Here is an 18,132-nt window from a genome sequence, read left to right as displayed (position 1 = left end):
GTAAAAAGAAGCGAGGCGTCTACCTCGCTAAAAATGCAAAACCACTGAGACCGCCTTTACATTCTGCCCTTCGTTTAGGCTGAATGAGTAATCGTTTACTCTTTGGTTGATACTGAGAGTAAACGGTTACCCATAGAGCTGTCAACAAACGATTTTGCCCCACCGCTCACCGGCCAAAGACGCCCGCTCGCAGGCATCGGTGCAGGTAGAAGCACTGGATGTGAGGGAAGGGTTTCTCGGCATGGACGCTAAGAAACCCGCGCTCCAAAGGCTGCAGGCTGTGGGTGGGATATGCGCGAGGGAGAACGGTTAGAGATCGGCTCGGCGGGTGGATTCGCGGCGTACGAGGCCCACCGGTACGAGAATCGAGTTGCTCTCGATGGGCTCGTCTCGGACCATGGAGAGGATGAGGTGTGCGGTACGTGTGCCAATCTGGGCGGCGTCCTGGTGGATGGTGGTAAGCGGCGGCCGGCCAAACTGAGCGATCATAATGTCGTCGTGGCCTACCACGGCTATTTCCTCGGGCACGCGGATGTGATGGGATCGCAGCACCTCCAGGGCGCCGATGGCCTCCCAGTCGGTTTGGGCGAAGATGCCGTCGAAGGGGTAGCCGGAGGAGATGAGGCGCTCGGTCATGATGCGGCTGGTCTCATAGCCGGTGACCTGGGGCGTGAAGATGGACTCGGCGGGAAGCTCGTAGCCCAGGTCTTTCAGGCCGCGCACAAAACCGGAGGTGCGCATCTCGGTGACAGGGGCGTCCGGGCGCGGGGTGATGGTCACCGGGTGGCGGCTCCCGCTGGCCCAAAGCTCTTCTGCAGCCAACTTGCCGCTGGCGAAGTTGTCTGAGGAGACCGAGGCCACGTTGGAGCCCATCTCGTCTGGGTCTAAAAAGCGGTCGATGTAGACCGTAGGCACCGGGCGGTCTAGGGCCAGGCGCACATCCTCATGGCTGTTCACCGAGATGATCCCCGCCACATTTTGGGCCGCCAGATGGGCATGGCACTGGCGTTCCATCTCCACCGAGCCGTTGGTGTTGTAAATGATGATGGAGAACCCCTCGTCAAAGAGCTCTCCTTGAAGCGACAGGATCACCGAGGAATAGAACTCGTTGGCAATGGAAGGCACGATGACGCCGATGGCGTCGGTACGGCGTGCGCGCAGGGCACGGGCCATCTGATTGGGCTGATAGCCCAGCTCCTCGATAGCCGCGCGCACTCGGTGCTCGGTCTCCTGGGAGAAGCGCCCGTTGTTGTTGATGACCCGCGAAACCGTAGCCACCGAGACCCCGCACTTCTCGGCGATATCGCGGACAGTCACAGTGCGGCCCATAGGTCTCCTTTTGGCGTTGTGTAATCGGTTACTCATGGTAGCAAGCTTGGCCTTCTCTGGGTACTCCCCCACCTCTATAGACGCCCTATACGCCAAAAGCCCCTCTTGCCACAGGGCAACAGGGGCTTTTTGGGATGTGGGCGTCAGGTTAACCTGGGCCTTCTCGTTGCCGAGAAGCCCTCTCAGCTGCTCCTAACGACGCTCTTTTACCAGCAAGACGGTGGCAGCCGCCACGCCAAGGAGCGCCATGACGCCCAGAGTCAGAGGCAGATAGGCGTCCTGATCGCCGGTGGGCACGATGTGGGAACCCTTGGGCACAACTTGGGTTTTTGCAGGGGCGGGCTTCTCGGCAGTTTGGGTGGTCAGTGGCCCTTGGGAAGCGCTGGTACCGGGGGCGTAGGCGGGTAGTGAGGCGTTGGAGATGGAGCCGTTTCTCTCCAGATACTCATCCCAGCCCCCAGGAGGATCGAAGCGCTGCCCTGGCTCGATGGTCTGAGGGGCGCCGGTATTGGCGTCGATGGTGACGCCAGCCGGGCTTTCGCCAGAAGCCTCGGCGACATTGCCGATGTCTGCGCCCAGGGCGTCCTCGGTGATGGTGCACTGGAAGGTGAGCGTCGCCTGAGTGCCGCCCAAAAGCGTGCCTGCGCTTACCGCCAACAGGCGAGTCTCGGGGTTATAGGCGCTGTCAGGCACATCGTGAGCGGCGCCCGCAGGATCGACGAGCTTGATGGTCCCTGCCACCGGCTCCAGGCCCTCAGGCAGCGGGTCGCGGATGACCGCGTTGTACCAGGCGGTATGGGGCTTGCTGTTGGAGAGCACCACGGTATAGGCCACGGTGTCGCCGATATAGGTGGCGCCGTCGTCGCGCGAAAGGTTCTGGGCCTCCTTGGAGATCTTGATGTCGCTCTTGGACTCGTCTTTGTCCACCTGGGGGCTTGCCGGAAGCACCGGCATGGCGTCGGGATCGGAGGTGGGGCCGGACTGCTTTTTGTCCTCGTCCATCTCATCCCAGGTGGTCCCATGGTCCTCAGGATCATAGGGCTGGCCAGGCGTAGGTTTCTCGTAAGGCTTCTTATCGCCGCCGGGGTTGTCGCCCGGATTCTCAGAACCGGGATCGTCATCGTCGTCGCGATGCTGGTTGCGCCATTCCTCCGTGGGCGTGTCGCCATAGGTGGAAGCGTCGATGGGCAGGTCCTGGGGGCGGTCAGGATATTGGGGATCCTGGTCGCGGCGGGTCTCTTTGGTGCTCAGGACCTCGGCGTCAAAGGTGAGCTGAGCGGCCTCTCCACCATACTATCTTCCTGGTTCGAGGGTTCGGGTTTCTCGGCAGCCAAGTCTTCTGGCTCTTCCGCCTCCTGGGACAGAGGCGCTTCCTGAGTTAGAGACGCGGCTCCCGAAGCCTCGGTAAGCGTGCGCGCCCAAGCCACCGAAGTGACGCCTGGCCCAGATCCCAGCGCCAGAATGAGAGTCAAGAGCCCGGTGATCATTCGTTGTGCGAGTGGGTTCTTCATTGGTCCCCCTTTAACACCCTTGCATATTCTCTCTTTTGGTACACAGGTTGCCCATGTTCCTTAATTTATGCTGTAAGGATGTTAAAGTTGGTCCCTTCATTATGCAACTGTCATTTTACGAGGTTACTCGAACGTTATTTTGGTAACCAGGGTCCTATTTGCTCTTATTCTTGAAGTATCCGTGCTTAGTATTCGATCTTTATCTATATATTTTATTGCATCTCTCCAGGCTTTTTTACATTTATGTATTTCGATTAACGGCAAGAGAGGCTATGCCAGAGCGCCGACATCACCGGCGGAAATGGGGGTCTTAGGCAAAAAGACGCGGAACACCGTGGTGCCTCCACCGCTTTCCACCGAGACCAGGCCTTCGTGGGCTTGCACGATCTCCTGGACGATGGAGAGGCCCAGGCCCGTGCCACCTTCTTGGCCTCGTGACTCGTCACCGCGCACAAAGCGTTCGAAGACGTGGGGAATGAGCTCGGGCGGGATGTCCGGGCCGTGGTCTGCCACCGCAAGCTCCACCGCTTCGGGGCCCCGGGAAGCGGCGCCCTCCGAGTCATGGCCATTCATGGGCGCCGCAGCCGACATGGCAGCGGCCTCAGCCTCGGCAGGCGGCGTCGGGGCGCCAGGGGCCGGAGTCATCACCGCAGGCACATTGGGTCCTTGAGGCATAGAAGTGCAGGTCACCGCCACCGATATTTCTGTGTGAGGCGTGGCATGCGCCACCGCGTTGCGCAGCAGGTTCCCCAACATGCGGGCGATGCGCTCAGGGTCTACCGAGCAGATCGCGCCCTCCTGAGCCGTCACTTTGATAGTGAGATGGTGGTCGCAAGCATCGGGGTAGGCTTCGTCGGCAACCTGCTCGGCCAACATGGCCAGATCCACCTCTTGGCGCTCCAAGGGGATGGTCTGCAAGTTGAATCTGGTGATCTCGAAAAGCTCCTCTACCAGGCCCTCCAGGCGCACCGCGCGATCGCGGGCGATGGCGATGTAGCGCTCTTTGGCGTCATTCGGCAGCTCTGGAACTTCGCAGAGCAGGTCGAGATAGCCTATCACCGAAGTCATAGGCGTCCGCAGATCGTGGGCCAAGTAGGTAACCAGCTCATCCTTGCGATGCTCGGCGGCGTGAGCCGCCTTATCGGCAGCAATACGCTGGCAGCGCACTTGGTTGAGCTCTTGCTCGGTGACGGAGAGCTCGTCTGAGAGACGCACGGGATCTTCGGGGTTTGCCACCAGCTGCGCCACTGCGCCCGTAAGCTGAGCATAATACCCAATGGATCGGCGAAGCACCAACCCCGCTATCACCAAGAGGCCCAGCAGATAGGCACCCAGCGCCAGCGGCCCTTTGAGGGCGCGCAACTGCTCGTAGATGGTAATGTCACGCACATAGTAGGTAGGCTCGCCCGCCGCGTCGTAGATCATTTGGACCTGATACTCGCGCTCGCCGTTAAAGAGGCCGTGCTCCACCAGCGCGTTATAGTCTGCAGTGGGGTACTGCTGCCAAGGGGACTGAGTGCGGGCCACCGCCTCGCCCACCGTATGCCAAAAGTCCTGGGTGGTGAGGGCAAAGAGCGCACAGAAGAGCGACCAGACGACCACCATCAGGGCCAGCCTGAGCCAAAGCGAGCGAGATAGCTGGCGCGTTTGCGGATTGTTGTGGATGTTCACAGGGGCTCCCTTGGTTACGCGGTCGATGACAGGCAAAAGCCCTCAAGACATAGTGCGCGCCCTCAACCACAGGAGCCTATCGCCATGCCTATTGGACATCCCCCAACACACGATACCCTACGCCCCAGACCGTTTGGATGTATTCCTCAGAAGCATCCACCCGCTCCAGCTTGCCGCGCAGGCGGCGGATATGCACCATAACGGTGTTTTTAGCCGACTGGTCTGCCGGCGCATCCCACACGCGCTCAAAGAGCTCCCCCACCGAGACCGGCTCGCCGCCAGCACGCAGAAGCTCTTGCAGCAGCCTGAACTCGGTGGGGGTGAGCTGCAGCTCTTTGCCCAACAGACGGGCCTTGTGGCTCACCGGGTCAAGCTCCAAGGCCCCCACAGAAAGCTCGGGGCGGTCGGGGTCTTGGATGCGAGCCGCACGCAAGCGGGCATGGATCCTGGCCATAAGCTCTCGAGGACGGAAGGGCTTGGTCACATAGTCGTCGGCCCCAAGGGTGAGGCCTACGACCTTGTCGGACTCGCCGTCTTTGGCCGACAAGAACACAATGGGCACGCCGGGCGAAAGGTGCCTGATTTGCTCGCAGGCCTCAAATCCGTCCATGACGGGCATCATAAGATCAAGGATCACCAGGTCAGGACCACAGTCTGCAAAAAGACGCAGGGCCTCTTGCCCATCGCGGGCACCAATGGCATCCATGCCGTCAGCGCGCACGAGGGTGCACACAAGCTCGACGATGGCCGCATCATCGTCGGCTACTAACACCAGAGGACGCTCCAGAGACATTGGCTTCCCCTTTCTGTCGTGCTTCAGCTTTACATAGCAATGTAAGTGTAGAAGCACGCAACAGCCAAAGGCCCCTCATTACGCGCGTCTTACGAAACCGAAAGATGCGGGTAAACCCCTTCACATAGCTTCAAATGAGAAATGTTTACAACTTTGTGAACCATAGGTGTGCCTAAGGGGCGCCAGCTCATCGCATCTACCGTTGCCGATAATTGCACCCTTGGCAGTCCCGGCACACCTCTTACCTCACGCTTTTTAAGGCTAGAGACTCCAGTTGGGGTCGGCGTCCATGGTGAGCGGGGCGAACTTCTTCGCTCGGTACTCCCGCAGGGCCACCAGGGCGATCATGGCCGCGTTGTCGGTGCAGGCAGAAAGCGGCGGCAGCGTGACACGCACCCCTCGCTGGCCCAGCGCCAGAGTATAGGCTTCGCGCAATGCCGGATTGGCAGCCACTCCGCCACCCACGCAAAAGTCGTCCACATCGCACTCTTCTGCGGCGGCGAGTGCCTTGGCCACCTGCACGTCGATGACCGCCGCCTGGAAGCTGGCCGCCAGATCGGGCAGGTTGATGGGTCTGCCAGCGGCGTTTTCGCCCTCGATGTAGGTGATCACCGCCGTCTTCAATCCCGAAAGCGAGAAGCGATAGTCGTGGCTGTGGAGCATGGCCCGGGGAAAGGCGATGGCCTTGGGGTTTCCTTGCGCAGCCAAGCGACTGATGACCGGCCCGCCGGGATAGCCCAGGCCTAGCGCCTTGGCCACCTTGTCAAAGGCCTCGCCCACCGCGTCATCGATGGTCTCGCCCAACACCTGGTAGTCGCCCCAATCACGCACATGCACCAACATGGTATGGCCGCCAGAGACCAGACTGGCCACAAAGGGCGGCTTAAGATCCGGCGTCTCAAAGAGGTTGGCGTAAAGATGGCCTTCCAGATGATTCACCCCAATGAGAGGCAGGCCGGCTCCTGCACAGAGCCCCTTAGCAAAGGCCACGCCCACCACCAAGGCGCCTACCAGCCCGGGGCCTTGCGTGACGCCTACCGCCGCCAGATCTGAAGCCAGAAGGCTGCCGCAGCCCAACGCCGTGCCCGCCTGTTCCAGCGCCTCCTGGTAGACGCCCACGATAGCCTCGGTATGTTTGCGGCTGGCGATCTCTGGCACCACGCCGCCAAAGCGCGCGTGGAAGTCGATCTGCGTGGACACCACGTTGGCCAAGATCGTGCCGCTGCCGTCGATGACGGCCATGGCGGTCTCATCGCAGGAGCTCTCGATAGCCAAAACAAGAGGCTGAGCTGCCAGGACGGCTTTGGCGGCCTCGCTGCTGCGGCCCAGATCTTCCATCGGCCAGGGAGCCACCTGAGAGGTGGGATCCGGCCTATCGTCGGCAGGCTTTACCGAAAGCGGGAGCGCCGCCGTCATGATAACCGCATCTTGACCGGTACCGTAATAGTCGGCACGCACGCCGGCCTCGCTATAGCCCAGCGACTCGTAGAGCGCCCGGGCCCCGCCATTGGCCGAGAAGACCTCCAACGAGGAGCTGCGCGCCCCCAGCACCTGGCCGTCATAGGCCACTCGGGCCAAAAGGCGCGCGCCGATACCCTCGCGGCGGCGCGCGGCAGACACCGCCACGTCCAGGATCTCCAGGTCGTCGCCGGCCAGTCTTCCGCCCGCAAAGCCCACTACCTGGCCCTCATCATGAGCCACCCACCAGGATCGCCCCGGCTGACCCAGCTCTTCTGCAAACATCGATTGGTTCCAGGGGGTATGCTCGCTGCCCGCAAAGACCGCATCCTCCAAAAGCGAGACCGCCTCCAGGTCGTTTACCGACATGGGACGCAGCTGCAGATGACGATCGGCCAGCGCATCGTCGCAGCCGGTGGTGGCAGCGGTGGCAGGCTCAGAAAGCCCCAGGCGCTTGAGCTCGTTTTCCTCGGCATCTGAGAGCCTGGTATAGACCGGCAGCACCAGCGCCGGATGGCCCGGGAGCTCACCGGGAGCTGTAAGCTCTGAGGGCGCTTGCTTCTCGGCAGCCGCGGCCTCAAGCGCCGCCGAAGCCGCCAGCAGAAGCGAGGCGCCCGAAGGCGCCCAGAGCTCTTGGGGCAGCAAGCGGGTGAGGCCAGCCTCGCGATAGAGGTCGGCGTACTTTTTGAGGCCGTCGCCGGTGAGCTGGATATCTTGGGCGTCGGCACGGAGAGCCCAGAGCTTTTGGGCCTCGGGGGCCTTGAGCACCGTCTCCACCGAGAACAACCTGGTCACGCCAACATCATCGATGCCATAGAGACCAGGGTAAACCTCATGGCGCATGGCGTCTCCCACCACGCCCACCAAACCGCGCACGCCGGCTTCCCAGGCGCGCCATGCCACTGCATCAAGGGTTGAAACGCCCATCACGGGACAATCGCGCCCGCAACCCAGGCCTTTGGCGGTGGCAATGCCAATGCGCACGCCGGTAAAGGAGCCGGGGCCTCGGCCCACCACGATGCCCGCCACCTGGTCCATGACACAGCCGGCCTCGTCCAACAGCTTTTGGCACGTGGGGACCAGCTCTACATTGGCCTGGCGGCGGCAGGCAAAGTCAGACTCCGCCGCTACCGAGAAACACCCCGCCTGAGCTGCAGCTCCTGGGTGAGGATCGAGGCCGTCGAAGCGGCCCAGGGCGCAGGCCAGCTCGTCGGTGGAGGTGTCGAAAGCCAGCACATAGGAAGAAAGGGGGAAATCCATGGGGGCTCCTGGATGCTCAAAGAGACAGAACGGCGCCAGACAGGCGCACAAGGCAGCCCGCCTGAGACTAGCAGGCTCTGGCGGCAATGCCTGCACCAGAGCCGTCACACATTTTACCCGGCTTGACCTCTAGGAGGACAGGGCATCTGCCACGGCCTTGTCCCAGGCCTGAGCCAGCGCGCGGCCACGCTCACCGCAGCCGGTCACCTGAATTTGACGGGCAGGCTCCCCTGCCCCCTGACCCACGCGGGAGATGGCGACCTCCAGACGGTCATCGCCCAACAGGGGTGCGAAGGGCTCGCCCCATTCCACCAGGCTCACGCCCTCGACGCCGGCAATATCGAGAACGCCGGCATCGCCCAGCTGGTCTACATCCTCCAAGCGATAGAGGTCAAAGTGGTAGAGGGTGAGGTCGTCCCCCTCATGGATGGCCAAGATGTTGAAGGTGGGGCTGGTCACAGGCTCAGAGACCCCCAACGCCCGAGCCACTCCCTGGGTGAGGTTGGTTTTGCCGGCGCCCAGATCCCCCGTGAGAATCACCAGGTCGCCCTCGCGCACACACCGGCCCAAGAGGACCCCTAACTCTTGGGTGACGAAAGGAGAAGTGCTCAGGTAGCAGCTGTCGCTAGGACGGGTAAGATCGCTCATTTAAGCTCCTTGGGGCGGCTCGTGGGTGGCCAGCCACTGGCCCAACAGGGCGAAGTCCTCTTCTAAAAAGGCCTGCTTGGTGCGGTCGTAGATGGCGGCAGCCGGGTGAAACACCGGAAGCACCCGAAAGTGCCCCGTCTCATAGAAACGCCCGCGCAGCGCGGTGATGCCCTTCTCGGTATGAAGGACGAAGCGAGTGGCGAAGTTGCCTAGGCACACCAGCACCTCGGGCCAGATGGAGCGTATCTGCTCACGCAGGAAGGGGCTGCACTCGGCGATCTCCTCGGGGCGCGGGTCGCGATTTGAAGGCGGCCGGCATTTGAGCACGTTGGCGATATAGACCTCGTCGCGGCGCAGGTTCGCGATCTCTAGCAGCGCGTCCAGCTTCTTGCCTGCGGCACCCACAAAGGGGACGCCTTGGAGATCCTCGTTTTTGCCCGGAGCTTCCCCAATGATCATGACCCGGGCATGGGGGTTGCCGTCGCCAAAGACGATATGCGTGCGGGTCTCCCACAGAGGGCACCTATGGCAATCCCCCAGCTCGGCGCGGATAGCCTCCAAGGGCACCTGCCCCGGAGCCGGCGAGGGGTATCCGGGAATCTCCAGCATGGATGCTCCTTCCTAGACGTAGACCTTCTCCAGGCGCAGGCCAAAGTCGCAGACCACCTCGTAGTTGATGGTGCCGCGAAGCTCTGCCAGCTCCTCTGCCGAGATGCGCTCGCGACCGTCGGCGCCCATAATAGTCACCAGGTCGCCCTCCTCCACCGGGGCAGAGGGGGCATAGGAGCGGTTCTCGTTCACATCCACGGCAAACATGAACTGGTCCATGCACACGTTTCCCACTTGATGGTGGCGCTGGCCGGCCACGATGACGTCGGCCTTGTTGGAGAGGGTGCGCGAATAGCCGTCGGCGTAGCCCAGGGGCACCGTGGCGATTTGGATGGAAGACTTGGGCACCCGATAGGTCATGCCGTAGGACACCCCGGCCCCTACCGGCGGATACTGAGCCCGCGTCACCCGCGCCCGCACGCTCATCACCGGCTTCAGATCGACGAGAGGCTCAGAGGCGTCGCAAGGGTGAAGCCCATAGAGCCCCACTCCCACGCGCACCATATCGTAGTGGGTGTCTGAGTGCAGCACCACCGAGGGGGTGTTGTCGCAGTGCACCAGCCCCGGATCAAAACCCGCCTCTCGCAGATTGGCGACTGCCTCGTCAAAGTGCGCACGCTGAAGCTCCCAGTCCCAGTCGCCTACCACGTCTGCGGTGGCGAAGTGGGTGAAGGTGCCCTCACACACCAGGCCGCTGTGGAAGTCCACGGCGCGCCTGAAGTCCACGGCGTCTTGGTAGCGCACGCCAATGCGCGTCATGCCAGTGTCCAGTGCCAGATGATAGCGGCCCTGAGCTCCCGCATTGGCGGCGTACTCTCCAAAGGCCAGTGCAAACTCGATGGTGTAGACCGAAGGCATGATGTCGTAGGCCAAAAGGTCTGGGATGGACTCCTGGGGCGGCTGAGAGAGCAGCAAGATGGGCTTGTCCACATACTCACGCAGCTCGATGCCCTCTTGCACCGTGGCCACCGCGAAAGCGTCGGCCCCGGCAGAGGCCATGATGGGGGCGCACACCGCCGCGCCGTGGCCATAGGCGTCGGCTTTGACCACGCACATCATCTTGGTGTTGCGGCCCAAGAGCTTCTTGTAGGCCCGCACGTTGGAGCGCAGCGCGCCTCTGTCGATCTCCACCCAGCTCCAGCGCGTCTCAGGGCACCGGGCGACCGAGGGGCGCGCGCCCTCTGCCTCCCCATACCGAGAAGAGCCATAACCAGCCGCCATGAGGCTTACCTCCCTGAGACCTGCGGGTGAGCCGCATCGCCCTCTTGGGCTGCGCCCGACACCGCCATGGACACCGATTCCTCCATTGCATCTGAGGCCAGCCCCAGACAGGCGATGACGTCAGAGGCGATCACTCCGCGGCTGCCGCAGTTCTCGGCGGCCAGCGTGCCCGCCAACCCATGGACCTCGCAGGCATAGGCGCACAGAAGGGGCAGAAGCTCGTTGGACTCCAAGCCGCGGGCCAGCGTGGCCGCCATGGTGCCCGCCAGCACGTCGCCCGAGCCGGCAGTTGCCAGCGCAGCAGGGCCCGGCTTGGGCAGAAGGGCGATCTCCACGCCCACGCAGCCGGTAGCCTCGCCTTTGGCCACCACGCAGATGTCGGTGCCGCCGTCGGCCCAGACCACCCGGCGCGCCGCTTCCAGGGCCGCCGTCAATGAATCGGGGGGATCGTTGGGGGTGCCGGCAATGCGTCCCAGCTCCCGACGATGGGGCGTGAGCACCAGGGGGGCTTCTCGGCGGATGAGCTCGGGGAAGTTGTCCAGGCGGTTGGTGGTCATGCGACCCAGGGCGTTCAGGGCGTCGGCATCGAGCACCAGGGGGCGCGAGCACTCCAAAAGCGCTGAGGTCACCGCCACCGTGTCTGCGCTCACCCCCATACCGGGGCCGCAAAGCACGGCCGAGGCCTTCTCTGCCATGGACACGATCTGGGCCTTTCCCTCTACCGAGAATTGCCCCTCGGGCGTAGAGGGCATGCCTACCACGGGGATCTCCAAGAGGTGGGTGCGGCAGACGGTAGCGACGCGGTCGGGCACCACCAGCGTCACGTAGCCGGCGCCCGCACGAGCTGCCGCCTGGGCTGCCATGATGGCCGCGCCGGGGAAGCGCAAAGAGCCTGCCACCACCAGCACCGAGCCGCGGGAGTACTTGTCGATATCCTGGGTGTCGCAGGGCAGCACCTCCAGATAGTCCTGGGCGTCGCAGCGCCACGCCACGGGGTCTGCCTCGACCACCAGGCGATCGGTTTGCGAGGCCAGAGGGGCCAGCACGATGGAGCCGCAAAGGTCGCGGCCGCGACCGGAGATGAGGCCGGGCTTGAGGGAGATCATGGTCACCGTGGTGTCCGCGTAGACCGCTTGGCCGGGAGCATGGCCGGTTTGGGCCGAAAGGCCGCTGGGCACATCCACTGCCACCACCGTGGCAGAAGTGCGGTTGACCTCTTGGATCCAAAGGTCGAAGGGGGCCGCGGGGGCGCCGTGGAAACCGGTGCCCAAAAGCGCATCCACCACGACGTCTGAGGAGGAGAGCAGCGCCGCCAGCTCGTCGGTGCTAGGAGCCACCGTATAGCTCACGCCGGCAGCCACCGCGCTCTTGGCCACCATAAGGGCCAGCGAGCTCTTGAGATCCTGGGGGTCTTGGGGCGCCACCACCTGCACGGCCACCCCGGCCTCATGGAGGCGTTCGGCGGCCACCCAGCCGTCGCCGCCGTTGTTGCCCGTGCCGCAGAGGATGGCGACCCTTTGGGGACGGGACGCCAGCACCTCCTGGGCCACGGCATGACCAGCGCGGCGCATAAGCTCGGCCAAGCTCACGCCTTCCAAGGTGAGCGACTGCTCCACCTGACGTACGTCCTCGATATTGAGCACAGGTTGCATGGGATCACTCCTTTGGAGGGGAGGCAGGGTGCGATGGGGAGGCCTCAGAGGAGGTCTCGAGGGAGTGGAGCCCGTCTTCTGAGACGCGTTCCAGCTCGTCCAGGATGGAGCGGGCCTCGCGGAACGAGGCGGCCATCTCTCGCTTGGGGTCGGGTTTCTCGGCAGCTTTAGGGCGCGCAGACTCCGTCACCAGCACGGCGTTGGCCACCGCCACCTCCCGGGTGTGGGAAAGCGACAGCGCTACCTCTTGTACCCCGAGCTCTTGGGCTCGTGCCGCGGCGGCTCCGGAAAGGCGGGCGGAGGGGGCGCCGGTGCGCTCGTCCACCACCACCTCCACGTCCTTGAAACCCATGCCGACAAAACCTGTGCCCAAGGCCTTGAGCACCGCCTCGCGGGCGGCGAAGCGAGCCGCATAGTGCTCGGCGGGACGGGCGCGACGCTCGCAGTAGGCGCGCTCGGCGTCGGTGAACAGGCGGCGCTTGAGACGGGGGCGGCGGCAGATGGCCTCCTCCATGCGCGCGATCTCTACCAGGTCTACGCCTACGCCAGCAAATGCCATGGGCGCTACTCCACCGTGACCGACTTGGCCAGGTTGCGGGGCTTGTCCACGTCGCAGCCGCGGGCCAGGGCCACGTAGCGGGCCAGCATTTGCAGATGCACCACCGCGATCACCGGCACGCAGAAGTCCGGTGCAGGGGGGATCAACAGCAGGTAGTCGGAGAGCTGGGCTACTTTTTGATCGCCGTCGGTAGCCACTGAGACCACAGTGGCCCCACGGGCTTTGACCTCCTGAATGTTGGAGATGGTCTTGTAGCGCACGCGATCGTCGGGACACACCACGACCACCGGATAGCCCGGATCGATCAGGGCGATGGGGCCGTGCTTCATCTCGCCGGCAGGATAGGCCTCGGCGTGCAGATAGCTGATCTCCTTGAGCTTCAACGCACCCTCGGCCGCCGTGGTGGAAGCAATGCCGCGGCCTAAGAAGAGCGACGAGTGGGCGTTCACAAAGGCGCGGGATGCAGCCTCGTCTTGCCAAGCACGGGAAAGCACCGTGCGGATAAGGTCGGGCACTCGCTCCAGGTCATGGAAGCGACGCTGGACCTCGCGAATGCCCAGAGAGCCATTGTGCTGGGCCAAGAAGAGCGCCACCAGCATGGAGGCCACCATCTGAGCGGTATAGGCCTTGGTGGACGCCACTGCCACCTCGGGGCCGGCCTGGATGTAGACCACGCCGTCTGCCTCGCGGGCGGCCGAAGAGCCAATGACGTTGGTGATGGCGATGACCTTGGCGCCGGCGGCATGCATCTTGCGAGCCGAGGCCAGCGTGTCTGCCGTCTCGCCGGACTGAGTGATGATGATGCAGAGGGTATGGTCGGTGACCAGGACGTCTTGGTAGTTGAACTCGCTGGCGGGCTCCACAGTCACGGGCACTTTGGCCCAGGACTCGATGAGAGTGCGGGCGATGAGGCCTACGTGGTAGGAGGTGCCGCAGGCCACGATGTAGATACGGTCGATGGCGGCGATCTCCTCGTTGGTGAGATCCAGCTCGTCTAGACGGATGCCCTGGCGTCCCAGGCGGTCCTTGAGCAGGCGCTCGATGGCCTCTGGCTGCTCGGCGATCTCTTTGGCCATGAAGTCGGGATAGTCGCCCATGGAAGCGGCAGAGGCGTCCCAGTCCACCGAGTAGGTCTCAGGAGTGTCCACAGGCTCCAGGTCTGAAGTAAAGACCTGGCACTGGCCCGTGGGCTCCAGCCGCGCCAGCTGGCCGTCGTCCAGGTAGATGACCTCCTGTGCGATGCCTGCCAGGGCGGTGACGTCCGAGGCGGCATAGGCGCCATCGGCTGTGGTAGCGATAACCAGGGGCGAGCCCTTTCGCGCGCACACGATGCGGCCAGGGTCATCTGTGCTGAGGCATGCGATGGCCCAGGAACCCTCGAGGCGGCCGCACGCCAAAGACAGGGCCACCAAAAGGTCGCCCTTCGCCGGGCCTTCCATGGCCTCTTCGATGAGGTGCGCGATGACCTCGGTGTCGGTTTGAGACACAAAGCTGTGCCCGGCCTCTTGAAGCTCTGCGGTGAGCGCCTGGTAATTCTCGATGATGCCGTTGTGCACCACCGAGATCTTGTGAGAGCAGTCCTGGTGGGGATGGGCGTTGACGTCTGAGGGCTCACCGTGGGTGGCCCAGCGAGTATGGGCGATACCGCAGGTGGAGGTGGTGTCATAGCTGCCACAAAGCTCGCGCAGGGCAGCCACGCGGCCCTTGCACTTGATTTGCAGGAGGCGGCCGTCTGCCTGCTCGAGGGCAACGCCTGCAGAGTCGTAGCCGCGATACTCGAGGGTCTCGAGGCCTTGGAGTAGGAAGGGCAACACTTGCTTGGTACCGGTATAGCCAACAATGCCGCACATGGGCAGGTCTCCTCTGCTCTAAGAAGCGAACGTATAGACGAGTTTCTCGAAGGGACGCTAGGCAGTGGCGGCGCTCACGGCCTCTGCCACCTCAGAGGCCAAACGATCGGCCACCGGCTCGGTCTCTGCCTCCACCATGACGCGGATGAGCGGCTCGGTGCCAGAAGGACGTACCAGAATGCGGCCGTTGCCTTGAAGCTCAGCCTCTGCTGCGGCGATGGCCTCAGCGACGCTGGCAGCCTCCAGGGCCGCGTCCTTATCGGCCACGGTGACATTGATGAGGCGCTGGGGGAAGAGCTTGACGGGGCGGACCAGCTCGGAGAGGGTCTCGCGCTCGGCGCGGATGACTTCCATGATGCGCAGAGAGGTCATGATGCCGTCGCCGGTCTTCTCGATGTCGCCGAAGATGATGTGGCCAGACTGTTCGCCGCCCAGCGAATAGCCGTTCTCGCGCATGCAGGCAAAGACGTTCTTGTCGCCCACCGCGGTGGTCTCGTAGTTGAGCTGGGCGATGTCGAGCGCCTTGAGGAAGCCGAAGTTGCTCATGACGGTGGGCACCACCGTGCCGCCCGCCAGACGGCCGTGCTTGTTGAGGTACTTGCCGCACACATAGAGGATGAGGTCGCCGTCCACCACGTGGCCGCGCTCATCCACCGCCAAGCAGCGGTCGGCGTCGCCGTCGTAGGCAAAGCCTACGTCCAGGCCCTGCTCCACCACCAGGCGCTGGAGGCGCTCGATGTGAGTGGAGCCACAGTCCACGTTGATGTTGAAGCCGTCGGGGGCGTTGTTGATGACGCGGACGTCTGCACCCAGAGCGTCGAACACAGGCTTGGCCACCGAAGAGGCGGCACCGTTGGCGCAGTCCAAGCCAACCTTGACACCCTGGAGGGAGAAGTTGGCGCTGGCGATGAGGTGGGCGATGTAGCGGTTGCGGCCCTGCATGTAGTCGACGGTGCAGCCAATCTCATTGCCGGTGGCCAAAGGCACCTCGAACTCGCCGTCGATGTAGGCCTCCACACGCTCCAAGACAGACTCGTCCATCTTGAAGCCCTCGCGGTTCACCAGCTTGATGCCGTTGTCATAGAAGGGATTGTGGCTAGCGGTGATCATAATGCCACAGTCGAAGTTGCCGTCGCAGACCTCGTAGCACACACCGGGGGTGGGGATGACGTGGAGCATGTAGACATCGGCGCCGGAGGCCACAAGACCCGAGATCAAGGCTGCCTCGAACATATAGCTGGAGCGACGGGTGTCTTTGCCAATGACGATGCGGGCCTTGCGGCCCTGCTCAAGGCCATAGTGATGGCCAATGTAGCGGCCGATCTTGAAGGCCTGCTCGACATTTAAGCCTTCGTTTGCGCGGCCACGAAAACCATCGGTGCCAAAGTACTTCATGGGCTCTCCCTTAGGAACGAATGTGGAGCGTGCGGGGACGCCTCGGCGGGCACTTCTATTGATGCCTATAAATACAATGCCCGATCCTATTAAACATGTCTTATCCTAGCGAACATAAAAAGGCCCGTCGCCAGGACGGGCCTTTGAAATGCGAATCTTCGCTGGGTTCGCAGAAAACCTGCGGATTAACGCTTGGAGAACTGCGGACGCTTGCGGGCCTTCTTGAGGCCGTACTTCTTGCGCTCGACGGCACGGGCGTCACGGGTGAGGTAACCGGCCTTCTTGAGCTCGGGGCGATAGTCGCCAGCCTCGAGCAGGGCACGGGCTACGCCCAGACGCACAGCGCCGGACTGACCGGAGATGCCGCCGCCGTTGCAGTTGGCGATGACGTCGAAAGAACCCTGGGTGTCGGTGACACGGAAGGGGGCCAGAGCCACGTCTACCAGGTGCTGACGACCAAAGTAGGTGAGGGCGTCTTTGCCGTTGACGGTGAACTTGCCGGTACCGGGAACGATGCGAACGCGAGCCACGGCCTCCTTGCGGCGGCCGGTGCCGTAATAGACAACAGTCTTCTCTGCCATGGATTAGCCCTCCAGCTCGATCTTGACGGGGTTCTGGGCAGCATGGGGATGCTCGGGGCCAGCGTAGACCTTGAGCTTGCCAAACTGCTGACGACCGAGAGTGGTCTTGGGAAGCATGCCCTTGACAGCGTGCTCGATGACGCGCTCAGGGTGCTTGGCCATGGCCTCCTCGAAGGACTCAGTCTTGAGACCGCCCAGCCAGCCGGAATAGCGCCAATAGCTCTTCTTAGCAGCCTTGTTGCCGGTAAGCTGGACCTTATCGGCATTGATGACGATGACGTAATCGCCGGTGTCAGTGTGGGGGGTGTACTGCGGCTTGTTCTTGCCACGCAGGATAGTGGCAATCTGCGTAGCCAGACGGCCCAGGATGGCGCCGTCAGCGTCGATGAGGACCCAATTGCGGGCGACCTCGCCGGGCTTGGCGTACTTGGTCGACTTCATGGATAGAACTCCTCTTACTTGAGTAGTGCGGATTCTTTTACGAGGTTACGGGGCTCTGCAAAAGAAGCTCACTGATTGTACACGAACTGAGCCCAAAAGCACCGGTAGATCTCTAGTTCGCGCCTTCTTCACACGCAGATACCACCACAGGACGGCCTCCCGACGCTACTCCCAGCTCCTGAAGGAGTCCCATGGCCATGCGACGCCCGTCCACATAGAGCTCCAGCAGCTTTGAGCCGTCCTCTTCCAGGAGGTCCAGCTCCACCGGCGCCGAAGGCGCCACCACGTGGGCAACTCCGGCAGCCTCCAGCTCGAAGACGTGGTCCAGCTGCTGGTTATAGCGTTCTCCTCGGCTCGCCAACGCCTCAAGGTAGTAGGGATAGTCACCATAGAGCCGTCGCGCTACCTGCATGAGCGAGTAGGTGGGGGACTTGCGATAGCCCCGGTGTTGGGTGAGCACCACGATAAGCTGCTGCGCACCCTCCGCCAAAGCGCGCTCCACCGGAACAGAGTCGCAGGTGCCGCCGTCCAGCAGGCGACGGCCTTCCCAGGTGACGATCTCTGAGAGACAGGGCAGCGAGGAGGAGGCCACGATGATGTCCATCTGCTCAGGAAGCCGGCTCACCTCTAGATAGGCCGCCGTGCCAAAGGTGAGATCCGAGGCCACGGCGGTAAAGGGCACCGGACTGGCGTTGAAATGAGCGTAGTCAAAAGGATCCAGGGAAGCATTGACCTTGGTGAAGAGAAATTCCCGGCCGGTGATGTTGCCGGTGAGCGCCAGGCTAGCCAAGCTCATGAACTCGGGGTTGTCTCTGAAGGCCAAGGTGTCGCGGCAAAACCTGCCGATCTGGCCCGCTTTGAAATTGGCGCCGTTGATGGCTCCGGCTGAGACGCCGTAGATGTGACTAAAGCCTACAAGGCCTTGTTCCAAAAACACGTCCAAGACGCCGGCGGTGAACATGCCGCGAAGGCCGCCGCCCTCAAGGACCAGCGCTACCTTTTGCGTTGACAATGGCTCCATTCCTATCCCTTCGGGGCGGGAAGTATGATCTTGAGTCCCCGCTTGTTGTGGATGGGTAACCGTCACAGGATACCAGCTTGCGCAGATGCCCCCTTCCCTTTCTGCCGAGAAACGCCCAACCTAAAAATTGGAA

Annotated in this window: 16 protein-coding genes; 1 reads left to right on the top strand and 15 read right to left on the bottom strand. The window is 62.9% G+C overall.

Features of this window, described 5'->3' with window-relative positions:
- Positions 1-309: 309 nt before the first annotated feature.
- Both OR601_RS01205 and OR601_RS01200 read right to left on the bottom strand, forming a co-directional pair.
- Positions 310-1,329, bottom strand: coding sequence for a LacI family DNA-binding transcriptional regulator (locus tag OR601_RS01205; RefSeq protein ID WP_167604278.1), 1,020 nt, complete (start codon positions 1,327-1,329; stop codon positions 310-312).
- A 192-nt stretch (positions 1,330-1,521) separates the two neighbouring features.
- On the bottom strand, positions 1,522-2,331 hold the full coding sequence (locus OR601_RS01200; RefSeq protein ID WP_265591915.1) for an isopeptide-forming domain-containing fimbrial protein: 810 nt from the start codon (positions 2,329-2,331) through the stop codon (positions 1,522-1,524).
- 18 nt (positions 2,332-2,349) lie between these two features.
- Here OR601_RS01200 and OR601_RS01195 point away from each other — a divergent pair, with 18 nt between their 5' ends.
- On the top strand, positions 2,350-2,706 hold the full coding sequence (locus tag OR601_RS01195; RefSeq protein ID WP_265591914.1) for a hypothetical protein: 357 nt from the start codon (positions 2,350-2,352) through the stop codon (positions 2,704-2,706).
- 404 nt (positions 2,707-3,110) lie between these two features.
- Here OR601_RS01195 and OR601_RS01190 read toward each other — a convergent pair whose 3' ends face one another.
- The 13 genes from OR601_RS01190 to OR601_RS01130 form a co-directional block, all read right to left on the bottom strand.
- Positions 3,111-4,511, bottom strand: coding sequence for a sensor histidine kinase (locus tag OR601_RS01190; protein ID WP_265591913.1), 1,401 nt, complete (start codon positions 4,509-4,511; stop codon positions 3,111-3,113).
- 88 nt (positions 4,512-4,599) lie between these two features.
- Positions 4,600-5,304, bottom strand: a complete 705-nt coding sequence (locus OR601_RS01185; protein ID WP_265591912.1) for a response regulator transcription factor — start codon at positions 5,302-5,304, stop codon at positions 4,600-4,602.
- 261 nt (positions 5,305-5,565) lie between these two features.
- Positions 5,566-8,022: a tRNA (adenosine(37)-N6)-threonylcarbamoyltransferase complex transferase subunit TsaD gene (gene tsaD / locus OR601_RS01180; protein WP_265591911.1), complete on the bottom strand. Its 2,457-nt coding sequence runs from the start codon at positions 8,020-8,022 to the stop codon at positions 5,566-5,568.
- Positions 8,023-8,151: 129 nt separating this feature from the next.
- On the bottom strand, positions 8,152-8,670 hold the full coding sequence (gene tsaE / locus OR601_RS01175; protein WP_265591910.1) for a tRNA (adenosine(37)-N6)-threonylcarbamoyltransferase complex ATPase subunit type 1 TsaE: 519 nt from the start codon (positions 8,668-8,670) through the stop codon (positions 8,152-8,154).
- On the bottom strand, positions 8,671-9,279 hold the full coding sequence (locus tag OR601_RS01170) for a uracil-DNA glycosylase (protein WP_136012190.1): 609 nt from the start codon (positions 9,277-9,279) through the stop codon (positions 8,671-8,673).
- A 12-nt stretch (positions 9,280-9,291) separates the two neighbouring features.
- Positions 9,292-10,500, bottom strand: a complete 1,209-nt coding sequence (gene alr / locus OR601_RS01165) for an alanine racemase (protein WP_265591909.1) — start codon at positions 10,498-10,500, stop codon at positions 9,292-9,294.
- 5 nt (positions 10,501-10,505) lie between these two features.
- Positions 10,506-12,152, bottom strand: a complete 1,647-nt coding sequence (locus tag OR601_RS01160; RefSeq protein WP_265591908.1) for an NAD(P)H-hydrate epimerase — start codon at positions 12,150-12,152, stop codon at positions 10,506-10,508.
- A 4-nt stretch (positions 12,153-12,156) separates the two neighbouring features.
- Entirely contained in the window at positions 12,157-12,711 is a 555-nt protein-coding gene (locus OR601_RS01155; protein WP_136012187.1) for a holo-ACP synthase, read from the bottom strand.
- A 5-nt stretch (positions 12,712-12,716) separates the two neighbouring features.
- Entirely contained in the window at positions 12,717-14,561 is a 1,845-nt protein-coding gene (gene glmS / locus OR601_RS01150) for a glutamine--fructose-6-phosphate transaminase (isomerizing) (RefSeq protein WP_265591907.1), read from the bottom strand.
- Positions 14,562-14,618: 57 nt separating this feature from the next.
- Entirely contained in the window at positions 14,619-15,956 is a 1,338-nt protein-coding gene (gene glmM, locus OR601_RS01145; protein WP_136012185.1) for a phosphoglucosamine mutase, read from the bottom strand.
- Positions 15,957-16,141: 185 nt separating this feature from the next.
- Positions 16,142-16,537, bottom strand: coding sequence for a 30S ribosomal protein S9 (gene rpsI / locus OR601_RS01140; RefSeq protein ID WP_136012184.1), 396 nt, complete (start codon positions 16,535-16,537; stop codon positions 16,142-16,144).
- Between the two features lie 3 nt (positions 16,538-16,540).
- Positions 16,541-16,978, bottom strand: a complete 438-nt coding sequence (gene rplM, locus OR601_RS01135; RefSeq protein WP_136012183.1) for a 50S ribosomal protein L13 — start codon at positions 16,976-16,978, stop codon at positions 16,541-16,543.
- A 112-nt stretch (positions 16,979-17,090) separates the two neighbouring features.
- Complete coding sequence (locus tag OR601_RS01130; RefSeq protein WP_265591906.1) at positions 17,091-17,999, bottom strand: patatin-like phospholipase family protein; 909 nt, start codon at positions 17,997-17,999, stop codon at positions 17,091-17,093.
- Positions 18,000-18,132: the final 133 nt, after the last annotated feature.

Source organism: Leptogranulimonas caecicola (assembly GCF_023168405.1).
Taxonomy (GTDB): domain Bacteria; phylum Actinomycetota; class Coriobacteriia; order Coriobacteriales; family Atopobiaceae; genus Leptogranulimonas; species Leptogranulimonas caecicola.
Note: the sequence above shows the minus strand (reverse complement) of the source record. Positions and strands in the feature narration are given on the sequence as shown.